The organism is Enterococcus sp. AMC2644 (assembly GCF_058216475.1).
The window spans coordinates 995,296-1,017,245 of sequence record NZ_CM177095.1 but is presented as its reverse complement, the minus strand read 5'-3'; the positions used below and the strand labels follow the sequence as shown (position 1 = coordinate 1,017,245).

21 protein-coding genes and 1 riboswitch are annotated in these 21,950 nt (G+C 35.1%); of the genes, 15 read left to right on the top strand and 6 right to left on the bottom strand.

Annotated elements, in window-relative coordinates; all coding sequences use genetic code 11:
* Positions 1-17: 17 nt before the first annotated feature.
* Positions 18-842, bottom strand: a complete 825-nt coding sequence (locus AC4BC5_RS04900; RefSeq protein WP_490497057.1) for an NAD(P)H-hydrate dehydratase — start codon at positions 840-842, stop codon at positions 18-20.
* A gap of 131 nt (positions 843-973) precedes the next feature.
* Here AC4BC5_RS04900 and pepV point away from each other — a divergent pair, with 131 nt between their 5' ends.
* A complete protein-coding gene (gene pepV, locus AC4BC5_RS04895) occupies positions 974-2,386 on the top strand; it encodes a dipeptidase PepV (protein ID WP_490497056.1) in 1,413 nt (470 codons plus the stop codon).
* Between the two features lie 111 nt (positions 2,387-2,497).
* Here the strand turns inward: pepV and AC4BC5_RS04890 are convergent, their stop codons facing one another.
* On the bottom strand, positions 2,498-2,878 hold the full coding sequence (locus tag AC4BC5_RS04890) for a PH domain-containing protein (RefSeq protein WP_490497055.1): 381 nt from the start codon (positions 2,876-2,878) through the stop codon (positions 2,498-2,500).
* A gap of 18 nt (positions 2,879-2,896) precedes the next feature.
* Complete coding sequence (locus tag AC4BC5_RS04885) at positions 2,897-3,235, bottom strand: hypothetical protein (RefSeq protein WP_490497054.1); 339 nt, start codon at positions 3,233-3,235, stop codon at positions 2,897-2,899.
* 129 nt (positions 3,236-3,364) lie between these two features.
* On the opposite strand from AC4BC5_RS04885, the gene pepA reads away from it, so the two are divergent.
* The 4 genes from pepA to ytpR all read left to right on the top strand — a co-directional run bounded on the left by pepA (position 3,365) and on the right by ytpR (position 6,410).
* Complete coding sequence (gene pepA / locus AC4BC5_RS04880) at positions 3,365-4,441, top strand: glutamyl aminopeptidase (RefSeq protein WP_490497501.1); 1,077 nt, start codon at positions 3,365-3,367, stop codon at positions 4,439-4,441.
* Positions 4,442-4,538: 97 nt separating this feature from the next.
* On the top strand, positions 4,539-4,850 hold the full coding sequence (locus AC4BC5_RS04875) for a thioredoxin family protein (RefSeq protein WP_490497053.1): 312 nt from the start codon (positions 4,539-4,541) through the stop codon (positions 4,848-4,850).
* 24 nt (positions 4,851-4,874) lie between these two features.
* Positions 4,875-5,336 (top strand): universal stress protein, encoded by a 462-nt coding sequence (locus tag AC4BC5_RS04870; protein WP_490497052.1) that lies wholly within the window; start codon positions 4,875-4,877, stop codon positions 5,334-5,336.
* A gap of 462 nt (positions 5,337-5,798) precedes the next feature.
* Positions 5,799-6,410, top strand: coding sequence for a YtpR family tRNA-binding protein (gene ytpR / locus AC4BC5_RS04865; protein ID WP_490497051.1), 612 nt, complete (start codon positions 5,799-5,801; stop codon positions 6,408-6,410).
* Positions 6,411-6,503: 93 nt separating this feature from the next.
* Here the strand turns inward: ytpR and AC4BC5_RS04860 are convergent, their stop codons facing one another.
* Entirely contained in the window at positions 6,504-7,793 is a 1,290-nt protein-coding gene (locus AC4BC5_RS04860) for a S1C family serine protease (RefSeq protein WP_490497050.1), read from the bottom strand.
* Between the two features lie 288 nt (positions 7,794-8,081).
* Between AC4BC5_RS04860 and rlmH the strand changes: the two genes are divergently transcribed.
* Positions 8,082-8,561: a 23S rRNA (pseudouridine(1915)-N(3))-methyltransferase RlmH gene (gene rlmH / locus AC4BC5_RS04855; protein ID WP_490497049.1), complete on the top strand. Its 480-nt coding sequence runs from the start codon at positions 8,082-8,084 to the stop codon at positions 8,559-8,561.
* Between the two features lie 223 nt (positions 8,562-8,784).
* On the opposite strand, the gene AC4BC5_RS04850 is transcribed toward rlmH, so the two are convergent.
* Complete coding sequence (locus tag AC4BC5_RS04850) at positions 8,785-9,693, bottom strand: zinc ribbon domain-containing protein (RefSeq protein WP_490497048.1); 909 nt, start codon at positions 9,691-9,693, stop codon at positions 8,785-8,787.
* Positions 9,694-9,768: 75 nt separating this feature from the next.
* Positions 9,769-11,478, bottom strand: a complete 1,710-nt coding sequence (locus tag AC4BC5_RS04845; RefSeq protein ID WP_490497047.1) for an ABC transporter substrate-binding protein — start codon at positions 11,476-11,478, stop codon at positions 9,769-9,771.
* Between the two features lie 106 nt (positions 11,479-11,584).
* Between AC4BC5_RS04845 and AC4BC5_RS04840 the strand changes: the two genes are divergently transcribed.
* From AC4BC5_RS04840 to AC4BC5_RS04800, 9 genes are all read left to right on the top strand, one after another.
* On the top strand, positions 11,585-12,790 hold the full coding sequence (locus AC4BC5_RS04840) for an MDR family MFS transporter (RefSeq protein WP_490497046.1): 1,206 nt from the start codon (positions 11,585-11,587) through the stop codon (positions 12,788-12,790).
* A gap of 149 nt (positions 12,791-12,939) precedes the next feature.
* Complete coding sequence (locus AC4BC5_RS04835; RefSeq protein ID WP_490497045.1) at positions 12,940-14,541, top strand: PRD domain-containing protein; 1,602 nt, start codon at positions 12,940-12,942, stop codon at positions 14,539-14,541.
* A 78-nt stretch (positions 14,542-14,619) separates the two neighbouring features.
* Positions 14,620-15,108 (top strand): NUDIX hydrolase, encoded by a 489-nt coding sequence (locus AC4BC5_RS04830; RefSeq protein WP_490497044.1) that lies wholly within the window; start codon positions 14,620-14,622, stop codon positions 15,106-15,108.
* A gap of 55 nt (positions 15,109-15,163) precedes the next feature.
* Positions 15,164-15,898, top strand: a complete 735-nt coding sequence (locus tag AC4BC5_RS04825) for a GNAT family N-acetyltransferase (protein ID WP_490497043.1) — start codon at positions 15,164-15,166, stop codon at positions 15,896-15,898.
* 403 nt (positions 15,899-16,301) lie between these two features.
* Positions 16,302-17,042 carry a tRNA pseudouridine(38-40) synthase TruA gene (gene truA, locus AC4BC5_RS04820; protein WP_490497042.1) on the top strand — a complete coding sequence of 247 codons (741 nt, stop codon included), beginning with the start codon at positions 16,302-16,304 and terminating at the stop codon, positions 17,040-17,042.
* A gap of 261 nt (positions 17,043-17,303) precedes the next feature.
* A riboswitch (purine riboswitch) is annotated at positions 17,304-17,402 on the top strand.
* A gap of 52 nt (positions 17,403-17,454) precedes the next feature.
* Positions 17,455-18,450 carry an adenosine deaminase gene (gene add, locus AC4BC5_RS04815; RefSeq protein WP_490497041.1) on the top strand — a complete coding sequence of 332 codons (996 nt, stop codon included), beginning with the start codon at positions 17,455-17,457 and terminating at the stop codon, positions 18,448-18,450.
* Between the two features lie 72 nt (positions 18,451-18,522).
* Positions 18,523-19,038: a DUF6630 family protein gene (locus tag AC4BC5_RS04810; RefSeq protein WP_490497040.1), complete on the top strand. Its 516-nt coding sequence runs from the start codon at positions 18,523-18,525 to the stop codon at positions 19,036-19,038.
* 461 nt (positions 19,039-19,499) lie between these two features.
* A complete protein-coding gene (locus tag AC4BC5_RS04805) occupies positions 19,500-20,231 on the top strand; it encodes a MurR/RpiR family transcriptional regulator (RefSeq protein ID WP_490497039.1) in 732 nt (243 codons plus the stop codon).
* Positions 20,232-20,401: 170 nt separating this feature from the next.
* Positions 20,402-21,949 (top strand): PTS transporter subunit EIIC, encoded by a 1,548-nt coding sequence (locus tag AC4BC5_RS04800; RefSeq protein ID WP_490497038.1) that lies wholly within the window; start codon positions 20,402-20,404, stop codon positions 21,947-21,949.
* The last annotated feature ends 1 nt before the right edge of the window (position 21,950 follow it).

The following is a 21,950-nucleotide window of genomic DNA, read 5'->3' as shown; positions in this document are numbered from 1 at the left end:
GGATAACAGATCATTTTTCAAGCATTTGCGAAAAAATTCATCCAAAAAGGTAAAGCAGCACTAATTTCAGTTGGTAGAACGACATAGCGCTCTTTGGCTAATTGATCACCGATATAGCTGTGTAAATAAACTGCAGCATGAATTGTGGTAATATTTTTAGGAAATTGAGCTAAAAAACCAGCAATGATTCCGGCTAAAGTATCGCCAGTTCCACCTGTCGCCATCCCAGGATTTCCTAATGGATTTTGCCAAATACCTGTGTGATGATAAATTTCTGTCCGATGACTTTTTAAGACGATAGTTGCTTGTAATTCTTGTTGGCTGCGTTGATTGATGAACGGAGTTTGTTCAGCAATTGGAATGTGACTTAGTCGCTGCCACTCCATCTGATGTGGCGTAAAAATTGTTTGTTTAGGTACGGGTAAGAATACATTAGACTCAGCAAATAAGGTGATTGCTGAACCATCAATTACCAGCCATTGCTTGTCTTGGTTTTCAAGAGCAAAGGTCAGCAATTCTTTACTACGACCTTCTAACCCTAATCCTGGACCAATTAAACAAACATCGGCTGTGGCAAAAACATCAGCAATTATTTCTTCATCTTGCCAATCAACGACCATTACTTCTGGTAGACGAGCGTGTAGAGGGGCGTGGTTCTTAGAATGGGTAATAACAGTCACTAAACCAGCACCAGCGCGTACACAAGCTTCGGCGCTCATTATAATTGCTCCACCATATTGGGCATTGCCACCAATTAAAACGACTCGGCCAAATGTTCCTTTGTGAGAGATTTTTGGGCGAGGTTGAATGACTGCAAGACATTCTTCTGTTAGCTTTTTCATACATTTCAGTCCTTTTTTATACTTAACTTATTATAACTTTTTTTCAAAAAAGAGTCTCAGCGCAAAACTTTTTCACTTTCGATGTTAGAAGTGGTATCATGGAACACGAGAATAGAATTGGAGGGAATCAAATGACAATTGATTGGCAAAAAGAAGTCGATGCACGCAAAGATGATTTGTTGCAAGATTTAATCGACTTATTGAAAGTAAAAAGTGAACGTGAAGACGATAAAGTAACGCCAGACGCTCCATTTGGACCAGGACCTCGTGATGCGTTGTTACACATGTTAGCTTATGGTGAACGCGATGGTTTTATCGTCAAAAATGTCGATAACTACGCTGGACATATTGAATTTGGCGAAGGCGATGAAACATTAGGTATTTTTGGTCATATGGATGTTGTACCAGCTGGGGATGGTTGGGATACTAATCCATATGAGCCAGTGATTAAAGAAAATAAAATCTACGCTCGTGGTTCTTCTGATGATAAAGGGCCAAGCATGGCAGCTTATTATGGCATGAAAATCATTAAAGAATTAGGCTTACCATTATCAAAAAAAATCCGTTTTGTAGTCGGTTCTGATGAAGAAAGCGGCTGGGCAGATATGGATTATTATTTTGAACATGAAGAAAAGCCAGATTTTGGTTTCTCACCTGATGCAGAGTTTCCAATTATTAATGGAGAAAAAGGTAATGTATCTGTGGCTGTTCATTTGCCAAGTGGTAATAAAGGCAGCTATACGTTAGAAAGTTTTGTTTCTGGTTTACGTGCAAATATGGTGCCTGGAACAGCTAAGGCAGTTGTTACTGCTCCTGATGCAGAAAAAGCAGCTGAACTTGCAACAGCTTTTACTACTTATCTTGAAGCAAATCCAGTAAACGGGACAAGTGCAATCGATGGTTTAACAGTCACTTTTGATCTAGTTGGTAAAGGGGCACATGGCGCTAGTCCACAAATTGGAATTAATGCGGCAACATTTTTAGCAGTGTTCTTAAATGACTATGATTTTGCAGGTGAAGCTAAAAACTTTATCCAAGCTATCGCAGAATATATTCATAAAGATGTGTACGGCGAAAACTTACACGTTGCTTACGAAGACGCAAAAATGGGTAAATTAACAATGAACGCTGGCTTATTTGATTTTTCAGCAGATAAAGATCAAGCATTCATTAATTTGAATTTCCGTTATCCTCAAGGAACAACATTAGAAAAAATTGAGGCAGGTTTACAAGAAACGATTGGCACACTAGGTGCAACTTTTTCAGCTGAACCGCATCATATGCCGCCACACTATGTTCCTCAAGATGATCCGTTGGTACAAACATTATTAGCGGTTTACGAAGAACACACGGGTGAAAAAGGGTTTGAACAAATTATTGGCGGGGGTACTTACGGACGTTTATTAGAACGTGGTGTTGCTTATGGCGCAATGTTCCCTGGTTATACAGATACGATGCACCAAGCTAATGAATTTATGGAACTGGACGATTTATTCCGCGCGGCAGTAATCTATGCAGATGCCATTTACCGTTTGGCGAAATAAAACTAAAGAGACGGGGCAAAAAGTCTCGTAAAATCAAACAACGCATGAAATCAATGTTTAAAAAACAGATTTCATGCGTTGTTTGATTGCTCTTTTTGTCTAGTTTCTTACTTATTTTAAGACAGCAGTAGCAAGTGCTTTTTGAATTTGAGTAATATTTTTGTCTTTTCTAAACTGTAGTGTTTCAGTTGGTTCGATACTACTGGAAATCCAAATTTTTAATTCAGCATCTAAATCGAAATGACCAGATGTTTCGACGCTAAAACGTGAAATACTCTTATAAGGAATTGATTTATACGTAACTTTTTTACCTGTCATACCTTGTTTATCAACAATAATTAAACGATAGTCAGTAAAAACGACCAAGTCACGGACTAGTTTAAAAGCTAAATCGACTTGTTCGTCGGGGATTAAAACATCAGCTAATTTCTTGGTAATCTCTTGGTGATTGGCTTCAGTTGCATTTCCCATTAATCCATCAAATAAACCCATGATTCATTCCTCTTTTCTTTAGATTGAACGTGTAATGTCTAAAACAGTTCCAGTTTTAGTATCTGCTAAAAATTGATAAACAGCCAACTCACCATCTTCCATGCGGGTAATGCCCCCGTTGTAGGCAGTTGAGTGAACAGCAAATTTACGGAGAGGTTGTTTTTCAAAATTAATCCAAGAACCTTCAATTGGACCCTCCAATAAAAAAGCGCGTTTTACTTGATTTAAGACATCGTCAGCAGACAATTCTTTTCGATTTTTCACCCAGATCGTTGCGGCAATCCCGCTTGCCAATCCAATAGTTGCTCCAATTGTTAAGCCATTTTTAAAATAATTGAATGATTGATTTGTTGCCATACTATGTCCTCTTTTCTTAAAATCTAATCTAATTACTGTTTATTTTACCATATTATTGGTTTTGCGTTATACTGAATAGGTAGTTTTAATGATAAAGGAGGCTAGGTTTGACAAATGTCAAACAAAAAAATGCAAGAAAAAACATTTCAACGAATCAAAGAGCTAACAGAGATGCAAGGAACAAGCGGTTTCGAACATGAAATTCGAGCGTACATGAGAAATGAGATGACACCACTTGTTGATGAAATCCAACAAGATGGTTTAGGTGGTATTTTTGGTATTCGCCATCATGAAAATGCAGATGCGCCTCGTGTGATGGTTGCAGCTCATATGGATGAAGTCGGTTTTATAATTACGCAAATTACTGATCGAGGATTGTTTAAAGTAACACCATTAGGGGGCTGGAATCCATACGTTGTTTCGGCACAACGATTTACCTTGAAAACAGCTAAAGGTGATTATCCTTGTATTTCTTCTTCAATCCCACCACATTTATTACGTGGAACAGCTGGTCAAAAGTCCTTAGAAGTTACGGATATTTTATTTGATGCAGGATTTGAGTCAAGAGAAGAAGCTACTAATTATGGTGTACGTTTAGGTGATACGATTGTTCCGCAAGTCGAAACAATTAAAACAGCAAATGGCAAGAATATTATTTCCAAAGCATGGGATAATCGCTATGGCTGTACAGTTGTTTTAGAAGCTTTAGAAGCACTTAAAGATGAAAAACTTGGTCATACACTCATTGCTGGTGCCAATGTGCAAGAAGAAGTTGGTCTACGTGGTTCAAAACCATCTGTGACTAAATTTAAACCAGATTTGTTTTTTGCCGTAGATTGTTCTGCAGCAGACGATACGGTGACTAAAAATGGCACGTTTGGACATTTAGGTGAAGGAACATTAATGCGTATTTATGACCCAGGTTTAATTATGTTGCCACGCTTGAAAGAATATTTATTGGATACTGCTGAAACACACAATATTCCTTACCAATATTTCGTTTCAAAAGGTGGAACCGATGCGGGCGCAGCTCATACTGCAAACGAAGGGATTCCAAGTACAGTAATTGGTGTTGTTGGTCGCTATATTCATACACATCAAACAATGTTTAGTATTGCTGACTATGATGCAGCAAAAGAAATGTTGATTCAAACATTACGTGGGTTAGATCAAAGTACAATCAATACGATTATTGAAGGTCAATAATTATCAAAGCTATTCAAACGAAACTAGTTTGGATAGCTTTTTTTCATGGATTAAAAAGAGTATACTGAAGTTAATAAATGAGAAAGTGGGCGAGTGAATGATTATTCCTAAAAATTTAGAAGAACTTGCGGGTTATGTAGAGCAAGGAAAAAACGTATTTTTCTTCACCGCAGATTGGTGTGGCGATTGTCGTTTTATTAAACCAGCAATGCCTGAAATTGAAGCAGATTTTCCAGATTATCAATTTATAGAAGTAAATCGTGATGAATATATTGATGTTGCTTCTGAATGGAATATTTTTGGCATTCCAAGTTTTGTTGTTATTCAAGATGGTAAAGAGTTAGGAAGACTAGTCAATAAAGAGCGTAAGACAAAAGAAGAGATCGAAACATTTCTTCGTAATCTTTAATATAAAGCTGAAAGGGTGAGCACAATGGAACAAAACTATCAAACAGTTTTAGTAGGGATTGATGGTTCAGAACAAGCAAAAGAAGCATTTGAAAAAGCAGTTGAAGTTGCTCGTAGAAATGAGGGGAAAGTAGTTGTTGCAGCAATTATCGAACCTCAATTACCAACAACGATGGGGTATGCACCATTAAGTGAATCCGTTTTAGAAAAAGAAGAAGAAGAAGCAAAAGGAATGCTTGAAGAAGCAAAAGAATATGCCGCCTCCGTTTCTTTTCATAATGTAGAAGGTGTGGTTGTTTTTGGTTCACCAAAAACAGCTTTGGCTCGTGATTTGCCAAAAAAATATGGGGTAGATTTAGTCATGGTAGGGCAATCTGGATTAAATGCAGTAGAACGCTTGATGGTAGGAAGTGTGGCGAGTTATGTCATTCGTGAAGCGCCTTGTGATGTCTTAGTTGTGACACCAACAAAAGAGAAGGCTGAGTAATCAGTCTTCTTTTTTGTAAAATGGGACTGTGACATAAGTTGATTGGCAGTAAAATATCCGAACAATAGAAAATTGTTTGGCATAACTCATGCTATTTTTTTTGATATTTCCGTCTTATTTCTTCCTTATATCACAGATCCTTGGATTAACGTGTTAAGAACCAGAACAGGAGAATAATTGCAACAATTGCAACAATCCCTCGAACAACGATATCTATTGATAAGAAACTAAATACGTTTTGCCAGAATGAGCCTTTGTTTTTCATAATAATCCTCTCCTTTTTTAGATAAAAGAAAACGCTTTCTTTGTGAAGTAAGTATAGCATGTTTTAAGTTTTTTTACTCCGTCTAGAGAATGATTTTTAAAAGAACACTTTTTTTATAAAAAAAATGCCATGAATAGTGTTTCTGAACGTAAAATTTGTTAAGATAGTTGTCGAAATGAATTTTAGGAGGAAACATTGTGATTTTTGCTTACAACCCGAAATATGTTAGTGATACATTATTAGTGATTACAGAAAATGATAAAAACTTAGAACAGACTGTTGAACGTCAAGGAAACGTAGCACGTATTCAAACAGAAGACGGTCGTGTAATAGGTTGGAACTTTTTTGCTATTTCAGAAGTGATGACAATTGATGGGACAGGTCAAGTGACACTTTCTGATGAACAAGTAGCACAATTAAATGAATTGATGCGTGAAGCTGGTTTTACAGAACAACTAACACCAGACCATGAACCGAAGTTTGTTGTAGGTTTTGTAAAATCATGTGAAGCGCATGAAGACAGCGATCACTTATCGATTACAGAAATTGAAGTTGATAATGGACAAACACTACAAATCGTGTGTGGCGCACCAAATATCCGTAAAGGTCTAAAAGTTGTTGTTGCCAAACCAGGTGCTATGATGCCTGATGGAATGTTGATTTGGCCAGGTGAACTACGTGGCGTTGAAAGTCATGGAATGATTTGTTCAGCAAAAGAATTGCATTTACCCAATGCACCAATGAAACGTGGAATTTTAGAATTAGGTAGCGATGCTGTCATTGGGGAAGCTTTTAAAGTAGGTAAATAAGCAACAAGAAACTATCCGAACAAGAGCGGCTATTGGTTATACCGCTTTTGTTCGGATAGTTTTTCATGTATTGCTAGTGCAACCACGCTCTCTTTAGTTTTGTGGTTGTTGGTTTTGTGTTTGATTTTGATTGTTGATGATAGATTGATCCACTGATAATTCTACTTTAACCGTTTGCTCTTTATCCTCACGATAGAATGTTACTTCAATTGTATCGCCGACTGATTTGCTGTAAAGTGCAGAGCGTAATTCTGTTCCACTGCTAATCTCTTTACCATCAATTTTAGTAATGACATCGTATTGTTGGATACCAGCTTTTTCTGCAGGGGTTGCATTACCAACCGCAGAAATAACAACACCATTAACAACCGAAGAAGGAACTTTTAGGATTTGTTCTTGTTGTTGCGTAGAGATACTACTTAAGTCAACCATTGAAATACCTAGAGCTGGACGGGTAACTTCACCTTTGGATTCTAGTTGGTTAATAATATGAGTAACGTCATTACTTGGAATTGCAAAGCCCATCCCTTCAACACTTACACCAGAACCAGAAGAACTGGCAATCTTACTTGAGTTAATGCCAATTACTTGACCAGCAACATTAATGAGTGGACCGCCAGAGTTTCCTGGATTGATTGCTGCATCTGTTTGAATGGCATTGATACTAATTGCTTGTCCAGATTCGTTGGTATTTGTCACCAAGCGATTTAGCGAAGAAATAATTCCTTGCGTTACAGAGTTCGCATAATCAGAACCTAATGGAGAACCAATTGCGATTGCTGGTTCGCCAACTTTTAATGAGTCAGAATCGCCAAAGGTCGCAACCGTATCAATTTTATCCGAAGAAATTTTTAAAACGGCCAAATCAGTGTAAGCATCGGATCCGATTAATTCAGCTTTTACTTTTGTCCCGTCTGTTAGCACGACTTCTAAGCCTTCTTGTCCGTCTACCACGTGATTGTTGGTCACGATATAGGCATCTTTACCATCTTTTTTATAGATAACACCACTACCTTCACCAACTGGTTGTAATTCAGCACTATTTTCTTCCTGAGTTTCAAAAGGATTTGTCCATTGATTTTGAGAAGCAGTTGCTTGTAAATTAATAATAGAAACAACGGCATTTTGAACTTTTTCAACTGCTGAAGTAACGTCGCTATTTACATCGACTTTGACATTAGTTACTTTCGTATCGTTAGTAGAATCTTTCGTACTTTCGCTAGTAAGAGGTTCGTTGGCAGAAGCAGCATCGTTAGCCCCAGTTGCATAGTAAAAACCACCGACACTTAACATACCGCCCAGTACTCCTCCAAGTAAACCAATACCAAATTTTTTTAATACACCGTTACTTGTTCTGTTAGGTGTAACATTTTTTCGAGCCATGAGAATCTACCTCCTATTTAGTTTTCTTATAATTAGTATAATATTAATTTCTGAATATAGTCTACTGCTAGACTTTGAACAAATTATGAAAAAGATACGTATAAAAATGTTCAAAAAGATGAAAAATAGTAATTAAAGCTAATGAATAACTATACGAGATTCAGTTCTGTGGATAACTCTGTGGATAAACCTGTGAAAAGTGTGGATAACTATGTGGGAAAACTAAGTATAGAAGCAAATTTGTTTTGCATGTATAATGAATAATAAGTAATTAGAGGGAGCGTCAATATGAATATTAAAATCATTACTGTCGGAAAATTAAAAGAAAAATATCTTGTTCAAGGAATTAATGAATATGTAAAACGCCTAGGAGCATATGCCAAACTTCAATTAGTTGAGGTTCCTGATGAAAAAGCACCTGAAAATTTAAGTGAGGCAGAGATGATTCAAGTGAAGGAAAAGGAAGGGCAGCGAATTTTAGCAAAAATTAAAGAGCAAGAATACGTCTATGCATTAGCCATTGAAGGAAAGAATCCAAGTAGCGAAGACTTTGCTAAGCAAATTGATCAGCTAGGAATTCGCGGGAAAAGCCAACTCGTTTTTGTGATTGGTGGATCACTAGGGTTAAGTGAATCGGTAATGAAACGGAGCAATGCCCAAATCTCATTTGGCAAAATGACCTATCCACATCAATTAATGAAACTAATTCTAGTAGAACAAATTTATCGGGCTTTTCGAATTAATACAGGCGGACCGTATCATAAATAATATAGAAAATCTAATGCGCAACGTTTAAAGTAGGTCAAATTTTACATAGCTGTATTTCATAAATTTTTCTACCATTTGAGTAGTAGATGTCTCTAGTCGATTACGGTGACAGGCTCCGTCATGTAGGATTAATCTGATGGTAAGTCTATTTATGGGTTCGTTTAAAAGACGACACTTTCTGACTAAAATCAGCAAAGTGTCGTCTTCAACTGCACGAAATGAATTAATAGGTAATCCAAACTTCATTCATACCTGAGTTTTTGGTAATACCATCAGTTAAAGCAAGTCTAGAAGAATAAGAAAGATAGCCGTAAAGGACTTGTGTTCCCCCTTGATTGTCCCATTCAATGGTAATTTTTATGTTTGATGTGATTTCTTTTCTTGCTGGTAAATCCATTGGATACAGCTCATCGGTAGTATAGCTTAGTATATTTTCAGTAGCAGATTCAATCGTAGCTGTCCCAAAATATTGTGTGCCATCATAATTACTTTGAGTCACACTACCATTCGCAGAGATAGTTAAGCGACTTTGTTTTTGTGAGGGCAATGAATAATAGAACATATAGGTGTTAGCCCACTTTGCTAAATCACCTGTGAAGCCTGAGCTTGAGTTTGATGCTTGTGGACTTTCTTGTGGACTTGTTTGCTTATTTTTGTTTTGAATATTTTCGTTATTAGAGGCTGATAATTTTTCGACAGCTTCTTTAATCGATGAAAATTCGGGATTTGCTAGTGCACTTACTGGAATTGAAGCAAGTTTGAGTTCAGATTCTTTATATTTTTCATCAACAGTTAACTTTTTTGCTTCAGCAATTATTTCATCATACTGACTTAGTTTTTCATCAGGACTAGTAGATGCTGTAGAAACACTGCTTGTAGTAGTGTTCTTTGTAGGAGCTGCCGCTATTTCGGGTGTATTTGTTTGAAAGACATTGACTAATAAAAATAATCCCATTCCAAGGACAGCTAGTAATAAAACAACAATCACGATCAACGAAGTATTTTTTCGCTGATTTTTACTAGAAACCCTCATTCGTGACATCTTAGTTTCCTCTGATAATTTTTCCCCACAAGCATGACAAAACTGTGCATTTTTATCATTTTCAACATGACAATTCTGACAAATTTTCAATATAAACCTCTCCCATACCTATTTAATTGTTACTTATATCCTACCATAACTAGTCGATTTACTGAGACGAAATAGCTAATAGTTGAATGATGTCTTCTTATTGGGTGTTTCCCAGACATTTTTAAAATCATAGTACCCAGCAGTATCTCTAGGAATATTATGCAGCATTGTATGAATAAGTGCTTGTTTATGTGGATGGATGGTATAAATCAAAAAGTAGTTGTCAACAAGCCAACGGTCAATTTCTTGATATAAGTGCCATCTTTTTTCTGTATTTCCTTCAAATTTGAAAGAAGTCATTTTCTCCTGTAGTTCATTTTGCTTTTCTGTAGCTAAAAAACGTTGCAACAAAAGAGTTTCGTTAGTACAAAAATCAAGGAAAGAAAGTTCTTCATCTGCCATTGGAATATCACCAATCATCACCATGTCCATCGTTTCTTCCATATGAGAAGTAAAAAATTCTTGATTAAATGTAAATGGTATTCGCTTAAAGGAAAGCCCGATGGTTACGGCCCTTTTTTGGAGCCACTCCGATTGGCGAACGGCATTTTGGAACATAGGGAGGTACCCAAGATGTAGGCACTCGCCTGTGTAAGCCGATTTCTTTAAGGCCGCTTTCGCTTTGGTCATTGATTTATGCAGGCTCGTTGATTCTTTAGAAAAATACCGACTTGCAAGACTCCCTAAATCATGGCCTAAATCCTTTAGTAACTGTTGGCTGTCTAATAAATGATAGACGGCTTCACGAAAATAAGGATCCTTAACAATCGGCGAGCGCTGTTGATTAAAAATGAGAAATTCAACACCAATATTATTGGTTTGAACATGTTCATAATCAGTTAATTTAGAAGAGTCAGTGGGATTAATAAAAAATTCAATCTCATCAATTAATGCACGAAAGCCATAATAATAATCAAATGCTTTTAAAGAAAAGGTCGTGTGACTGTAGTCATTTAATTTAAATGGTCCACATGAAATGAACTTCTTTTCATCAAATGGAATATCTTCCGGTAAAATGATACAACTATGACTTGCTAACAGATGACCAAAAAAAGGTTCAGCGTATTTGAGGTGAAAAAGGATTTCGTAATCAGAGACTAACTCGATACGTTGGATATTTTTCAGCTGTGTAAATGTATTCGCTCCTTTTTGCATACAACGAGTGATTGTAAAAGCGACATCTTGACTAGTTAATGTTTTACCGTGATGAAACTTCACGCCTTTTCGTATAAAAAAACGCCATGTACAGGCATTATTTTCAATGACCCAGTGGTGGGCGATAGCAGGCATCAATTCACGTTCCTTGATTGTAACTAGGGTGTCTCCTAGTTGCTTTAAAATAAAAGATTCGCGATAAACAGCCACCTTAATTGGATCGATGGTGGTTAAGGGGCGATGAATAATGACAGGTAATTTGATTTGTGCGCTTGTATTTTCTTGTAGACCCAATAACGTTTGAATTTTTTCATAGTAACGATCAAAAAAGTGAATAGGAAAGCCAAGATCTAGTAAATTTAAAATTCCTGAAATGTCATTCGTGGCTAATAATTGCTGCAGTAATTGATCTAAGTCATCTTTTAGAGAATTGTTAAAGAGTATCTTTGAGGGATTGCCACGTCCTTTACCGGGAATGTAGTGAATATAACCTTGGTCTTGCAACATAATCAAGCGCCGTCGGGTTTGTTTAGGGGTACAGAACCACTGTTCACTTAGTTGTTGCAGTTTAAAATACCTGGGTTCATCTGTTTGGAAAATTGCGCGTAATTGTAAATAAATTTGATTCATAGGAGACCTCCTGTTAGCTAAAAGGGGACATTTTTATTTGGATTGTCCATTTTTCGTTTTCTGTTTCTCTTTTATAATAGTTGATACGAGAAGGGAAGTGAAGAGGATGTTTCAATCATTGCATCCGAATATACAGCTACGTATTGTGATTCAATTTTTAAGTAAAGTCGTTGGTTCAATGATTTTTCCGTTTATTGCTATTTATTACACAGAAAAATTTGGCGCAAGCATTGCAGGTGTTTTGGTATTAGTGAATGTTATCATCAGTTTTTTAGCGGGAATCTATGGCGGACATTTGACAGATGTCTTTGGACGGAAAAAGTTAATGGTGGTAGGAGAAAGCATTAAATTAGTTGCACAGATTGGAATGGTAATTGTGAATTCATCTTGGCTACAGTCACCAATAGCCATGTATATTTTCATTTTAATTACTTCGATTACTAGCGGATTAATTGCACCAGCCAGTGAAGCAATGTTGGTAGATGTAAGTACGGAAGAAAATCGTCCTTTTATGTATTCAATCACATATTGGACAACGAATTTATCATTGCTTATCGGAATGACTGTTGGAGGTTGGTTATTTCAATCACATTTAATGGAATTGTTGATTGCTTTAGTTTTATTGAGTATGGTGACATGGTTTATTACATGGCGTTTTATTTCTGAGACCTACCAACCTGTTGAGAGCAGACAAAAAATTGGTTTGATGGATGTTTTGAGAAAATATCGGGATGTTGCTCGTGATCGTCGTTTTTTACTTTTTACTATAGGTGGTATTTTGATTTTAGGTATTGAGTTTCAACGAACCAATTTCATTTCCGTGCATATGGCGAATGATTTTATTGCTATGAACCTTTTTGGTACAAAAATTGATGGTGTCAAAGCATTAAGTTTGATGACCGCTATCAATACCTTGATGGTGATTTTCTTTTCTGTTCCTGTAGGACAATGGTTGAATCGCTTTTCTTCATCAAAGATTTTGTATGTTGGCTTTTTATTGTTTGGGGGTGGGTATGCAATGAATGCCGTTGCTGTGCACTTACCGGTTATTATAGGTGCCACAATTCTTTTAACAATTGGAGAACTGATCTATACACCTAAACGCCAAGCAGTTATGGCTCAGATGGTTGATTACGAAAAACGAGGAAGTTATTTAGCTTTTAATGGCATTATCTTTCAACTAGGGAAGGTTGTTGCCGCGATGACGTTAATGTTTTCTCAGCTAGTATCGACAATCGTTGTGGGTGTATCTATTTTTGGCTTAGCCATTGCAGGCAGTTTATTTACGTATGCAGCATTGAAAAAAGAGTGAATATTTACAGGATGAATTAAAACAAAAATATCCGAATGATAAAGAGTGAAACGCAAATTTTTATGAATTTGCCAATGTCTTTATGATTCGGATATTTTATTGAAAAAGAGTTTCCTGGGAATATCGGTAGTTTAGTGAATGAAGTTCAAATGTATTGCGCAAATGCTTTAAGAAAACAGGAAAAAGAAGTGACGATTGGCAATAAGGCCGATGATTTTATAGAAATACATCAAGAAAACAATGAGTCGCATATTCAACAAGAGTACCAACAAAAAATCATTGATAAGTTAGAAAATTTGTTACTAGAAGAGCATAATTTACTTTCTTTAAGAGAAAAAATTCAACAGTTAGATCAGGAATATCTAGTTGATAATTGGCAATTAGAACATCATGTTATTTCAGCCGATATTTATCGGATCGTACAAAAGAATAATAAAAGGATTCTAGATAATGAAGAATTGACTTTAGAACCAATCCAATGCGTGATGCGTCTTTTACAATTGGTTAGTGATTACGGCAAAATTCCAGATGTTGAGACTCTTTATCCATTGATTAAACAAAACTATCCTCGAACAACGTTACTTTGTGGGTATTTAACAGAAGGCGTATCTGCTGAATTTAAGCGATTTACACAAAACCTTCTTACTATTATGCTGTTGGAACAAGTTTCAGAAAGCATTCGTTATCAAGCTTTGTTAGTAGCACATGGGAATGCAACCGCTAGCAGTATTCAAGGTGTCGCAAATAAATTATGTGGTGAATATATCTTTGATGCGATTAATATGCCACTGACTTCTTCCGTTCATGATGTCATCCATCAAGTGAAATTATGGTTGTCTGAAAGAGATACTTCAGAAGGTGTCATTATGCTTGTTGATATGGGATCGCTTACACAATTATATAAAAATTTGAAACCACAAATTTTAGGTGAATTATTAGTTGTTAACAACCTAACAACGTCTTACGCACTTGAAATCGGTCAATATTTGGTTGCGAATTATCCATTTTATGAAATTGCGAAAAAAACGGAAAAAGAGTTTAAAACAGAAGTCCAATATTTTGAAGGCTTTGCTGTTGAAAAAAACATTCTAATTTCGAGTTTATCTGGACTGGATGTAGCCAAAAAAATTCGTGCAATTTGCGAGAAGTATTTTTATACGGATATTAAAAAAATTGTATTGAATTTTAATGAGTTAATGAATACTTTGAATCGAGTTTACGAAGAAGAAGATTATTTAAAAGAAACATCGTTAATCGTTACAACTACTTATTTAGATAATAATACAGAAGTACCAACCTTAAATTTATTAGATGTCGTGGATGAAGATGCAGAGGAACATTTGAATCAGGTTTTAAAAAATCTCATGCATCCGAACAATATCCCCAATTTTATTCAAGAATCGATTCATTTTTTTTCAAAAGAAGGATTATCCGAAAAACTAGAATTTTTAAATCCGGATGTCATTATTCGACAAGTTGAAGACGTTACTGAAAAGAGTGAGAAACGGTTTAGTTTAAAATTAAGCGCCAAAATGAAATTCAATATGACGATGCATCTTGCTTTAATGATTGAGCGAACAATTTTAGGAGGAGCAGATTATCCGCTACCTGAAGAAATCGAAACACTAATGATTGACAAAAAGCCATTTTATCAAAACATGAAGAGTATCTTATATACATTAGAAAAATTCTATCGGATTGAAATCTCTGATTGGGAGTTATATGTATTGTATGAAATACTAACCAGTTAATTTGGATTTAATGAAAAAGAGCGTAGGTTAATGATTAATGATATACTTTCATTAATAGTAGATAGTAGGTGAAATGCAATGCAACAACAATTTCATACTCATTTTGGTGTATATGGTGTATGTATTCAACATGGAAAATTATTATGTATTGAAAAAAATGCTGGACCTTACCAAAATAGATACGACTTACCTGGTGGTAGTCAGGAGAATGGTGAGGGATTAACAGAAACTTTAAAACGTGAATTTTTAGAAGAAACAGGGTTTTCAGTGCAGTCTTTTATTAATAATCGTATTTACGATGTATTTGTTAAAGAAGAACAACGTAGAGTAACTGTTCATCATCTTTTTGCATTATACGATGTAGAGTTATCTGAAGAGCAAATTGCAATACCACAACAAGTGATTGATGGAGAGAATGATTCTAGTGGCATTCGATGGATAGAGCTGTCAGATTTAACGATTGATAATGCTTCTCCCTTGGTTATAAAAGTTATTGAAGAAAGTCAAAATAAACTAAATATCCATGGAAAAACAACATATATCAACTGGAAAATTAAACAGAAATAAAATAATTAGTCGATAATTTGTTTTTCAGAGAAAACAGTTGAAAGGAAGAATACAATTGAATAAAGAGGAAATGTTTTCGATTGTTCAACAACAACTAGCTGTTGATTTAAACTGTAGTGTGGTAGATTTAACTAGCAAAAAGCCAGAATTTATTTTTGTTGAGGCAAAAGAAAATGAAGGGCGAAGAGCTTTTCCTAGAGGCAATCATTATTTTGAAATGTTGACAATGGGTAGTTCAGTGATTGTTTCAGCTACTGCCGAACGGTTAGCATATGCAAAAAAACAACTACAAGGAAAAACACGTGAAGAAGCTTATTCAATGCCTTTCGTTTTAGATTATTCATTGAATTATTTATTCGATTTAAAGAGTGAGAAGTCCTTAACACCAATTAAAAATTTCACTTATGAATTCTTAGAAAAAGAAAAAATTAAAGCGATAAGTAATCAAAAAAATTTTGATAATGCTTTGTATATAAAAAAGGATGCTACTATTCAGATTCAACTATCTTTGGTAGCTAAACGTAATAATCAAATTGTTGCTATTGCTTCTGCCTATAATTGGTGCCCAACAATGTGGGGACTGGGTGTAGATGTATTGCCTAATTATCGGCAAAACGGTTTGGCGGCCTACTTAGTAAATCAACTTAGTAATGAGTTACTTACACGAGGAATTATTCCATGTTATGAAACATCTGCGAGTAATCTTAACTCACAACGAGTAGCAATTAAAGCTGGCTTTTTCCCTGCTTGGTTGTGTGATAGAAAAGTGAATTTTGAAGGGCTTATCTAACAAAATTACTAATTATCTAGTGGAAATTGAAATGTTATTTTAACTACAATAAAACTAATCTACCATCAAATAATGAAATTGAATGATAGTAGAAATTAGAAAAAGTATCTATTATTAATGAGAAAATATGAAGTAGTCGGTATGGTCATCTAATTAACGGAAAAAACACGAACATGTTTTGTGTCTTCGCAATTTGGAAGAGTAGCTGTAAATGTGCTTTGTAAATAGTCTGTATTTAAGGTGCATCAATTATTGTGATATTCATTGAAAATCAGTGGACTTGCAACTGCAACCAGTTCATTTATTTTGATAAAAAAGTTTGTAGCTATTTTTTATGTTAGGAATGTGCGATTATTTCGTATACAATGTAGGAGTTAGATGTTAAAAATAAGGGAGCATACACATGAGAAATATAAAACTAACTATCGAATATGATGGCAAACGATATCTTGGCTGGCAACGATTAGGTGATTCAGATAAAACGATTCAAGGGAAAATCGAGAATATTATCACTCAAATGACTGGTGAAAAAATTGAAATTATTGGTTCTGGACGTACAGATGCTGGGACACACGCTAGAGGTCAGGTTGCTAATTTTAAAACAAATACAACATTAACGCGTGATGAAATATTAGATTTTATGAATCGTTATTTACCGCAAGATATTGTTATTAAGAAGGTAGAAGAAGTTCCAGAACGATTCCACGCTCGTTACAATTGTATAGGGAAACAATACAGCTATTATATCTGGAATGATCCGATTCCGTCAGCATTTGAGCGTCATCGCAGTTTTCACGTTGCGCAAACATTAGATATGGAAAAAATGAATGCAGCATGTGAAAAATTGCTAGGAAAGCATGATTTTATTGGTTTTTCGGCTTTGAAAAAAACTAAGAAATCTACCGTTCGTACGATTGATGAAATTTTCATTCAGCGTGAAGGCAGTATGTTGCAGTTTACTTTTGTTGGCGATGGTTTTTTACACAAAATGGTTCGCATTATTACTGGAACACTCATAGAAATTGGCGCTGGGAAAATGCAAGTCGAGGACATCGATGCTATTTTTGAAAGTAAAATTCGACAAAATGCTGGGGAAACAGTTCCTGCACAAGGCTTGTTTTTGGATGACGTGCATTATAAATGATTTTAGACCTAATGATATCAACTAGGATATTGTTAGGTTTCTTCTAATTCATGTTGTCCCAGTGAACAAGACGTAGAATTTGATTGTAGTCAGTTGATTACCTAGTAGATACCATCAAAGAAAATTATTATAAAAGAGTGGGAAAATTGGAGAGATTGGTTAAGTTTTAACTTATTTGGTAGATCATGAGAAAATTTATCAGAATAATGAAGTTTGAGAAGAATAATTGACAAGTTCATTAATATTTATTATTCTAATAAAAATTAAACAAGAATAAATTTTCGTATAACTCCAATAATATGGTTTGGAGGTCTCTACCAGGAACCGAAATTCCTGCTTACGAAGAAGATACAAGAGTAGTATTTTCTTCGTAAGCAGGAGTTTTTTTATTTAGGAGCTACGTGAGGAGGATATGATGAATACATTACCAAAAATTGAATTACATTGCCATTTAGATGGAAGTGTTCGAGTAGAAACGGTATTAGATATTGCCCAAAAAGAAGGAATTTTATTGCCAACTTATGATTTAATAGAATTGAAAGAAGCATTGGTAGCACCCGTTGAATGTACTTCATTAGAAGATTATTTAAAACGATTTGCATTGCCTAATACAGTTATGCAATCAAAAGAAAGCTTACAACGTATTACTTTTGAACTGTTTGAGGATGCTGCCAAAGAAAATGTGAAATATCTTGAAGTACGTTTTGGACCTTTATTGCATACTTTAAAAGGCTTGACTTTGGAAGAAGTCATTCAAAGTGTGATTGCTGGTATGAGACAAGCTGAAGCCAGTTATGAAATAAAAGGCAATATTATTTTATCTTGCTTACGCTCAATGTCTGTTGAAAGTGCATTTGAAGTAATCGAAGCAGGCAAAAATTTTTTAGGAAACGGTGTCGTTGCGATAGATTTATGTGCGATTGAAGAAGTCGGTTTTTGCGCACGGTTTATTGAGCCAATTGCTTTGGCAAAGACATACGGGTATCGCGTGACTATCCATGCAGGGGAAACGGGCAATGGTCAAAATGTAATTGATGCGATTGAATTACTAGGTGCAGAGCGAATTGGGCATGGTGTATTTATTAAGGATGAACCAGCTGCTTATCAATTAGTAAAGGCGCGTCAAATTGTTTTAGAAATGTGCCCAACAAGTAACGTACAAACAAAAGCAGTCTCAAGTTATTTAGATCATCCTATTTACCAATTTCAACAAGCGGGTATCAAAGTAACGATTAATACAGATAATCGAACCGTTTCTGATACAACTATGACCAACGAAATGTTGTGCATTCAACGAACGTTTGCAACGGATGAGAGGCTTTATTATAAAATATATCAAACGGCAGTCGAAGCGGCTTTTGCAAGCGAAGAGGTAAAAGCATGGTGTTTAGCACAATATAATAGTTAAATCCTAATCTCGAAGTTTGCTTGAAGTAGAAATTTTTCAGTATAATTAAAAAAAAGCGTGGAGGTTACCAAAATGTCAAAAACAAATTGGGCACCATTAATTGAGATTACCAAAATTTTGACGGATTCTGATGCAGAAGCGGTGCATAGTATTTCCTTACTTGTTAAAGACCCAGAAAAATTTACGAAACGATATGCTGATTGGGTGGAAAACATGGAATATTCACCAGTGGATGAAGCCGATATTATAACAGCTTATTGGTTAACTGGATATGATACACCTTATGATTTTGGCGCATATATTGACTGGAAAGAGTGCCCTGAAGAAATTATCGCACAGCTAGAACCGAGTATCCTTAAGAAAAACTATGCTTTAAATTTAAATGATGTTTCAAAAGTAGCAAATGAGTCTACCCATATTTTTTTAGAACGATTGAAGAACTACTTAGAGAAGCATAACTACACTCTAGCCTTTTGGGATATCGGTGGCGATTGTTATCATTTATATATTATTCCCAAAGAACTATTTACACGATTAGAAGCTTTAGGGAAGGGAATCTATATTTCGTACTTTCATACCTATGAATAAACCAGATAGGCTGGCAACGGATATTTGGTTGGTAAGAACTGGTGAGTCATTCGGTAAGTTGTCTATCATATGAATGAAATCGCGTTTTAAGAAGGTGTTATTTTGGCAGATAGTAACTTTTGGTGTGAGATGAAGCCTCTGTAAGAAATCAGTGCTACCTAAAATAGTTATTCAACACAGCTAATGACAGATTTCCAAGCAAGAAAATACAGCCAATGCAATATAACAGAAATTCGCTTGGTCGTATGTTATCTAACTGAAAATTATCGTCAACAATTTTATAAAAATACCTCAAGTAGGAAAAAGTAATCAAATAAACGCAATGTTAGTTACCTATCAACCAAAATTAAAGTAGGCGTTGAAGTTACGAGTACAAGAGATAGACATATTTATTGTTAAACCGCTTGATTCTTCTGATATAATAAAGCATATTAAAAATTACTCTTAAAGTGGTGAATAATGTGGTTTCAAAAGATGTTGACATCTATAAATTAGTCAATCAATATAATCTTTCGGAAACAGAAAGAAAAATTCTTGTATATATGTTGTCGGATATTGATACAATGAAAAATAAAAGTATTCGAGAAGTTGCAGCAGAAAATTATGTTTCTCCAGCAACTGTGATTAAGCTAGCGAAGAAAATGAATTATTCTGGATTTGTTGATATGGTCTACCATTTATATTTTGAAATGAAAAAACATATCAATCCCAATGATGCTCTCTTGATGGATAATACTATTTTTTCTACAATTGATAAACAACAAGTAGAAGATTTCTGTTTGTTAATGAAGAAACATCAACAAAAAAATATCTTTACATGTGGAAGTGGTTTTGCTCAGCCGATTGCTGAATATATTAGTATGAAACTATTAATTAAAGGGTATCATAGTTTATTTACTGATTTATTCGCAGTTTATGAAGGCATTCAAGCAACTGAGGGAGTTATTTGGATTATATCAAGTTCGGGAAATACTGGAAATATTTTGAAAATTGTAGAGCGAGCAAAAAAAAATCGGATGTCGATTGTTACTTTTAGTAGCACAGAAGACAGCCAATTATCTCAATTTTCAGATTTAACATTTATCATCAAAGAAACCAATGTGTTAAATGACCAAAATAAGCAAATGAACTACTTCTATTCAGGATGTTTATTTTTGGCAGAATTTTTAATCAGTCAATTACAGGAAGAATAAAAACTGACGGACTTGTTGTAACTTAACAACGAGTCCGTCAGTTTTTTTCAAACATGTTCACTGTTGGGTAAACATGTTTGAAAGCGTTACCGATGCGTTGTAATTCCTATTATTTTTGCTAAAATCTAATCAGTCACTAGTAGAGCTAGTGTTAGTTAAGGAGGGGCAAAATGAAGGAACGAATGATGAATCAAATGCAAAAATTTGCAAAATCAATGATTGGTCCAGTACTTTTTCTTCCCATAGTGGGTTTAGGTATTGCATTAACTAGTGTGATGACAAATACATCGTTTGTCACAGAGGGTTCAGGTATATTTATTATTGGTAAGTTTTTATCAAGTATTTTATGGGCAATCATGAATAATCTAAATGTATTGTTTTGTGTAGGTATTGCATTTGGATTAGCTAAAAAGAAAAAAGCAGAAGCTGCCTTTGTAGCGGTGATGAGTTTTTTGATGTTTTTAAATTCCAATATGACTTGGTTATCTTTAACCAATCGTTTAGCAGAAGGAGCAACTAACTCTGACTTGTTTGGGAGTGGTCAAACATTTGTTTTAGGGTATCAAGTTACAGATATGGGTGTATTTCTGGGAATTATTTTAGGTTGTTTGGTAGCCTATATTCACAATAAATTTATTGATAAAGAATTCAAGGGTGCCTTTTCTATTTATGGTAATAGTAAATTTGTTTTAATTGTTATGATTCCTGTAATCGCTTTATTAGCTACCGGAGTAACGTATATTTGGCCAATAGTTCAAGAAGGAATTACTGCTTTAACTGGTTTTATGGATACAGCAGGTGCCGTTGGTGTATTCTTGTATGGATTTTTGAATCGATTCCTTGTACCTACGGGCTTACATCATTTGATTTGGTCACCATTTGTGTTCTCTTCTCTAGGTGGTCAGGAGTTAATCAATGGAGAAATGTTCATTGGTGCAAAACCAATATTCTTAGCAGAAATTGCAGATCCATCAATTCTGACGTTGAGTCCATCGGCACGCTTTTTAACGTATGGATTAATTAAATCATTTGGTATTTTAGGAGTGGCATTAGCTTTTTACCGTACTGCATATAAACGAAATATTGCTCAAGTAAAATCTACAGTATTTCCATCTGCACTAACATCATTTTTAGTAGGAATTACGGAGCCGTTAGAATTTCAATTTATCTTTAGAGCACCATTATTATGGTTGGTGTATTCAATCATTGATGGTTTCTTCCAAATGTTGTGCTATGTATTGGGAGTCCGAGTAAGTGCAACAAATGGAATTATTGATTTTCTAGTATTTAATCTTCCAGCCGGTGTAGGAAGAACTAATTGGCCAATTTTTATAGTGTTAGGGTTAATTGAAATTGCCGTTATTTATTTCGTCTTTGTCTTTATGATTAAAAAATTCAATTACAAAACACCAGGTCGTGAAGATGAGAGTACGGATACTGATCAAGTAATGGTAAATAATGCAGTGTTGGAAACTTCTGATTTAGGAAGAACAATCGTTGCTGCATTAGGTGGTAAAGAGAATATAGTACAGGTAGAAAATTGCTTTTCTCGTTTACGTGTAGATGTAGTCGATGATGCTTTAGTTGATGAGGAAGCTTTAAAAGAAACTGGTTCGGCAGGACTAGTTAGAAAACCAAATCATGTACAAGTCGTTTATGGTATGAAAATTAATCAAATTCGTTCGATAGTCGATGAAGAATTAGGCATTCATGAATAAT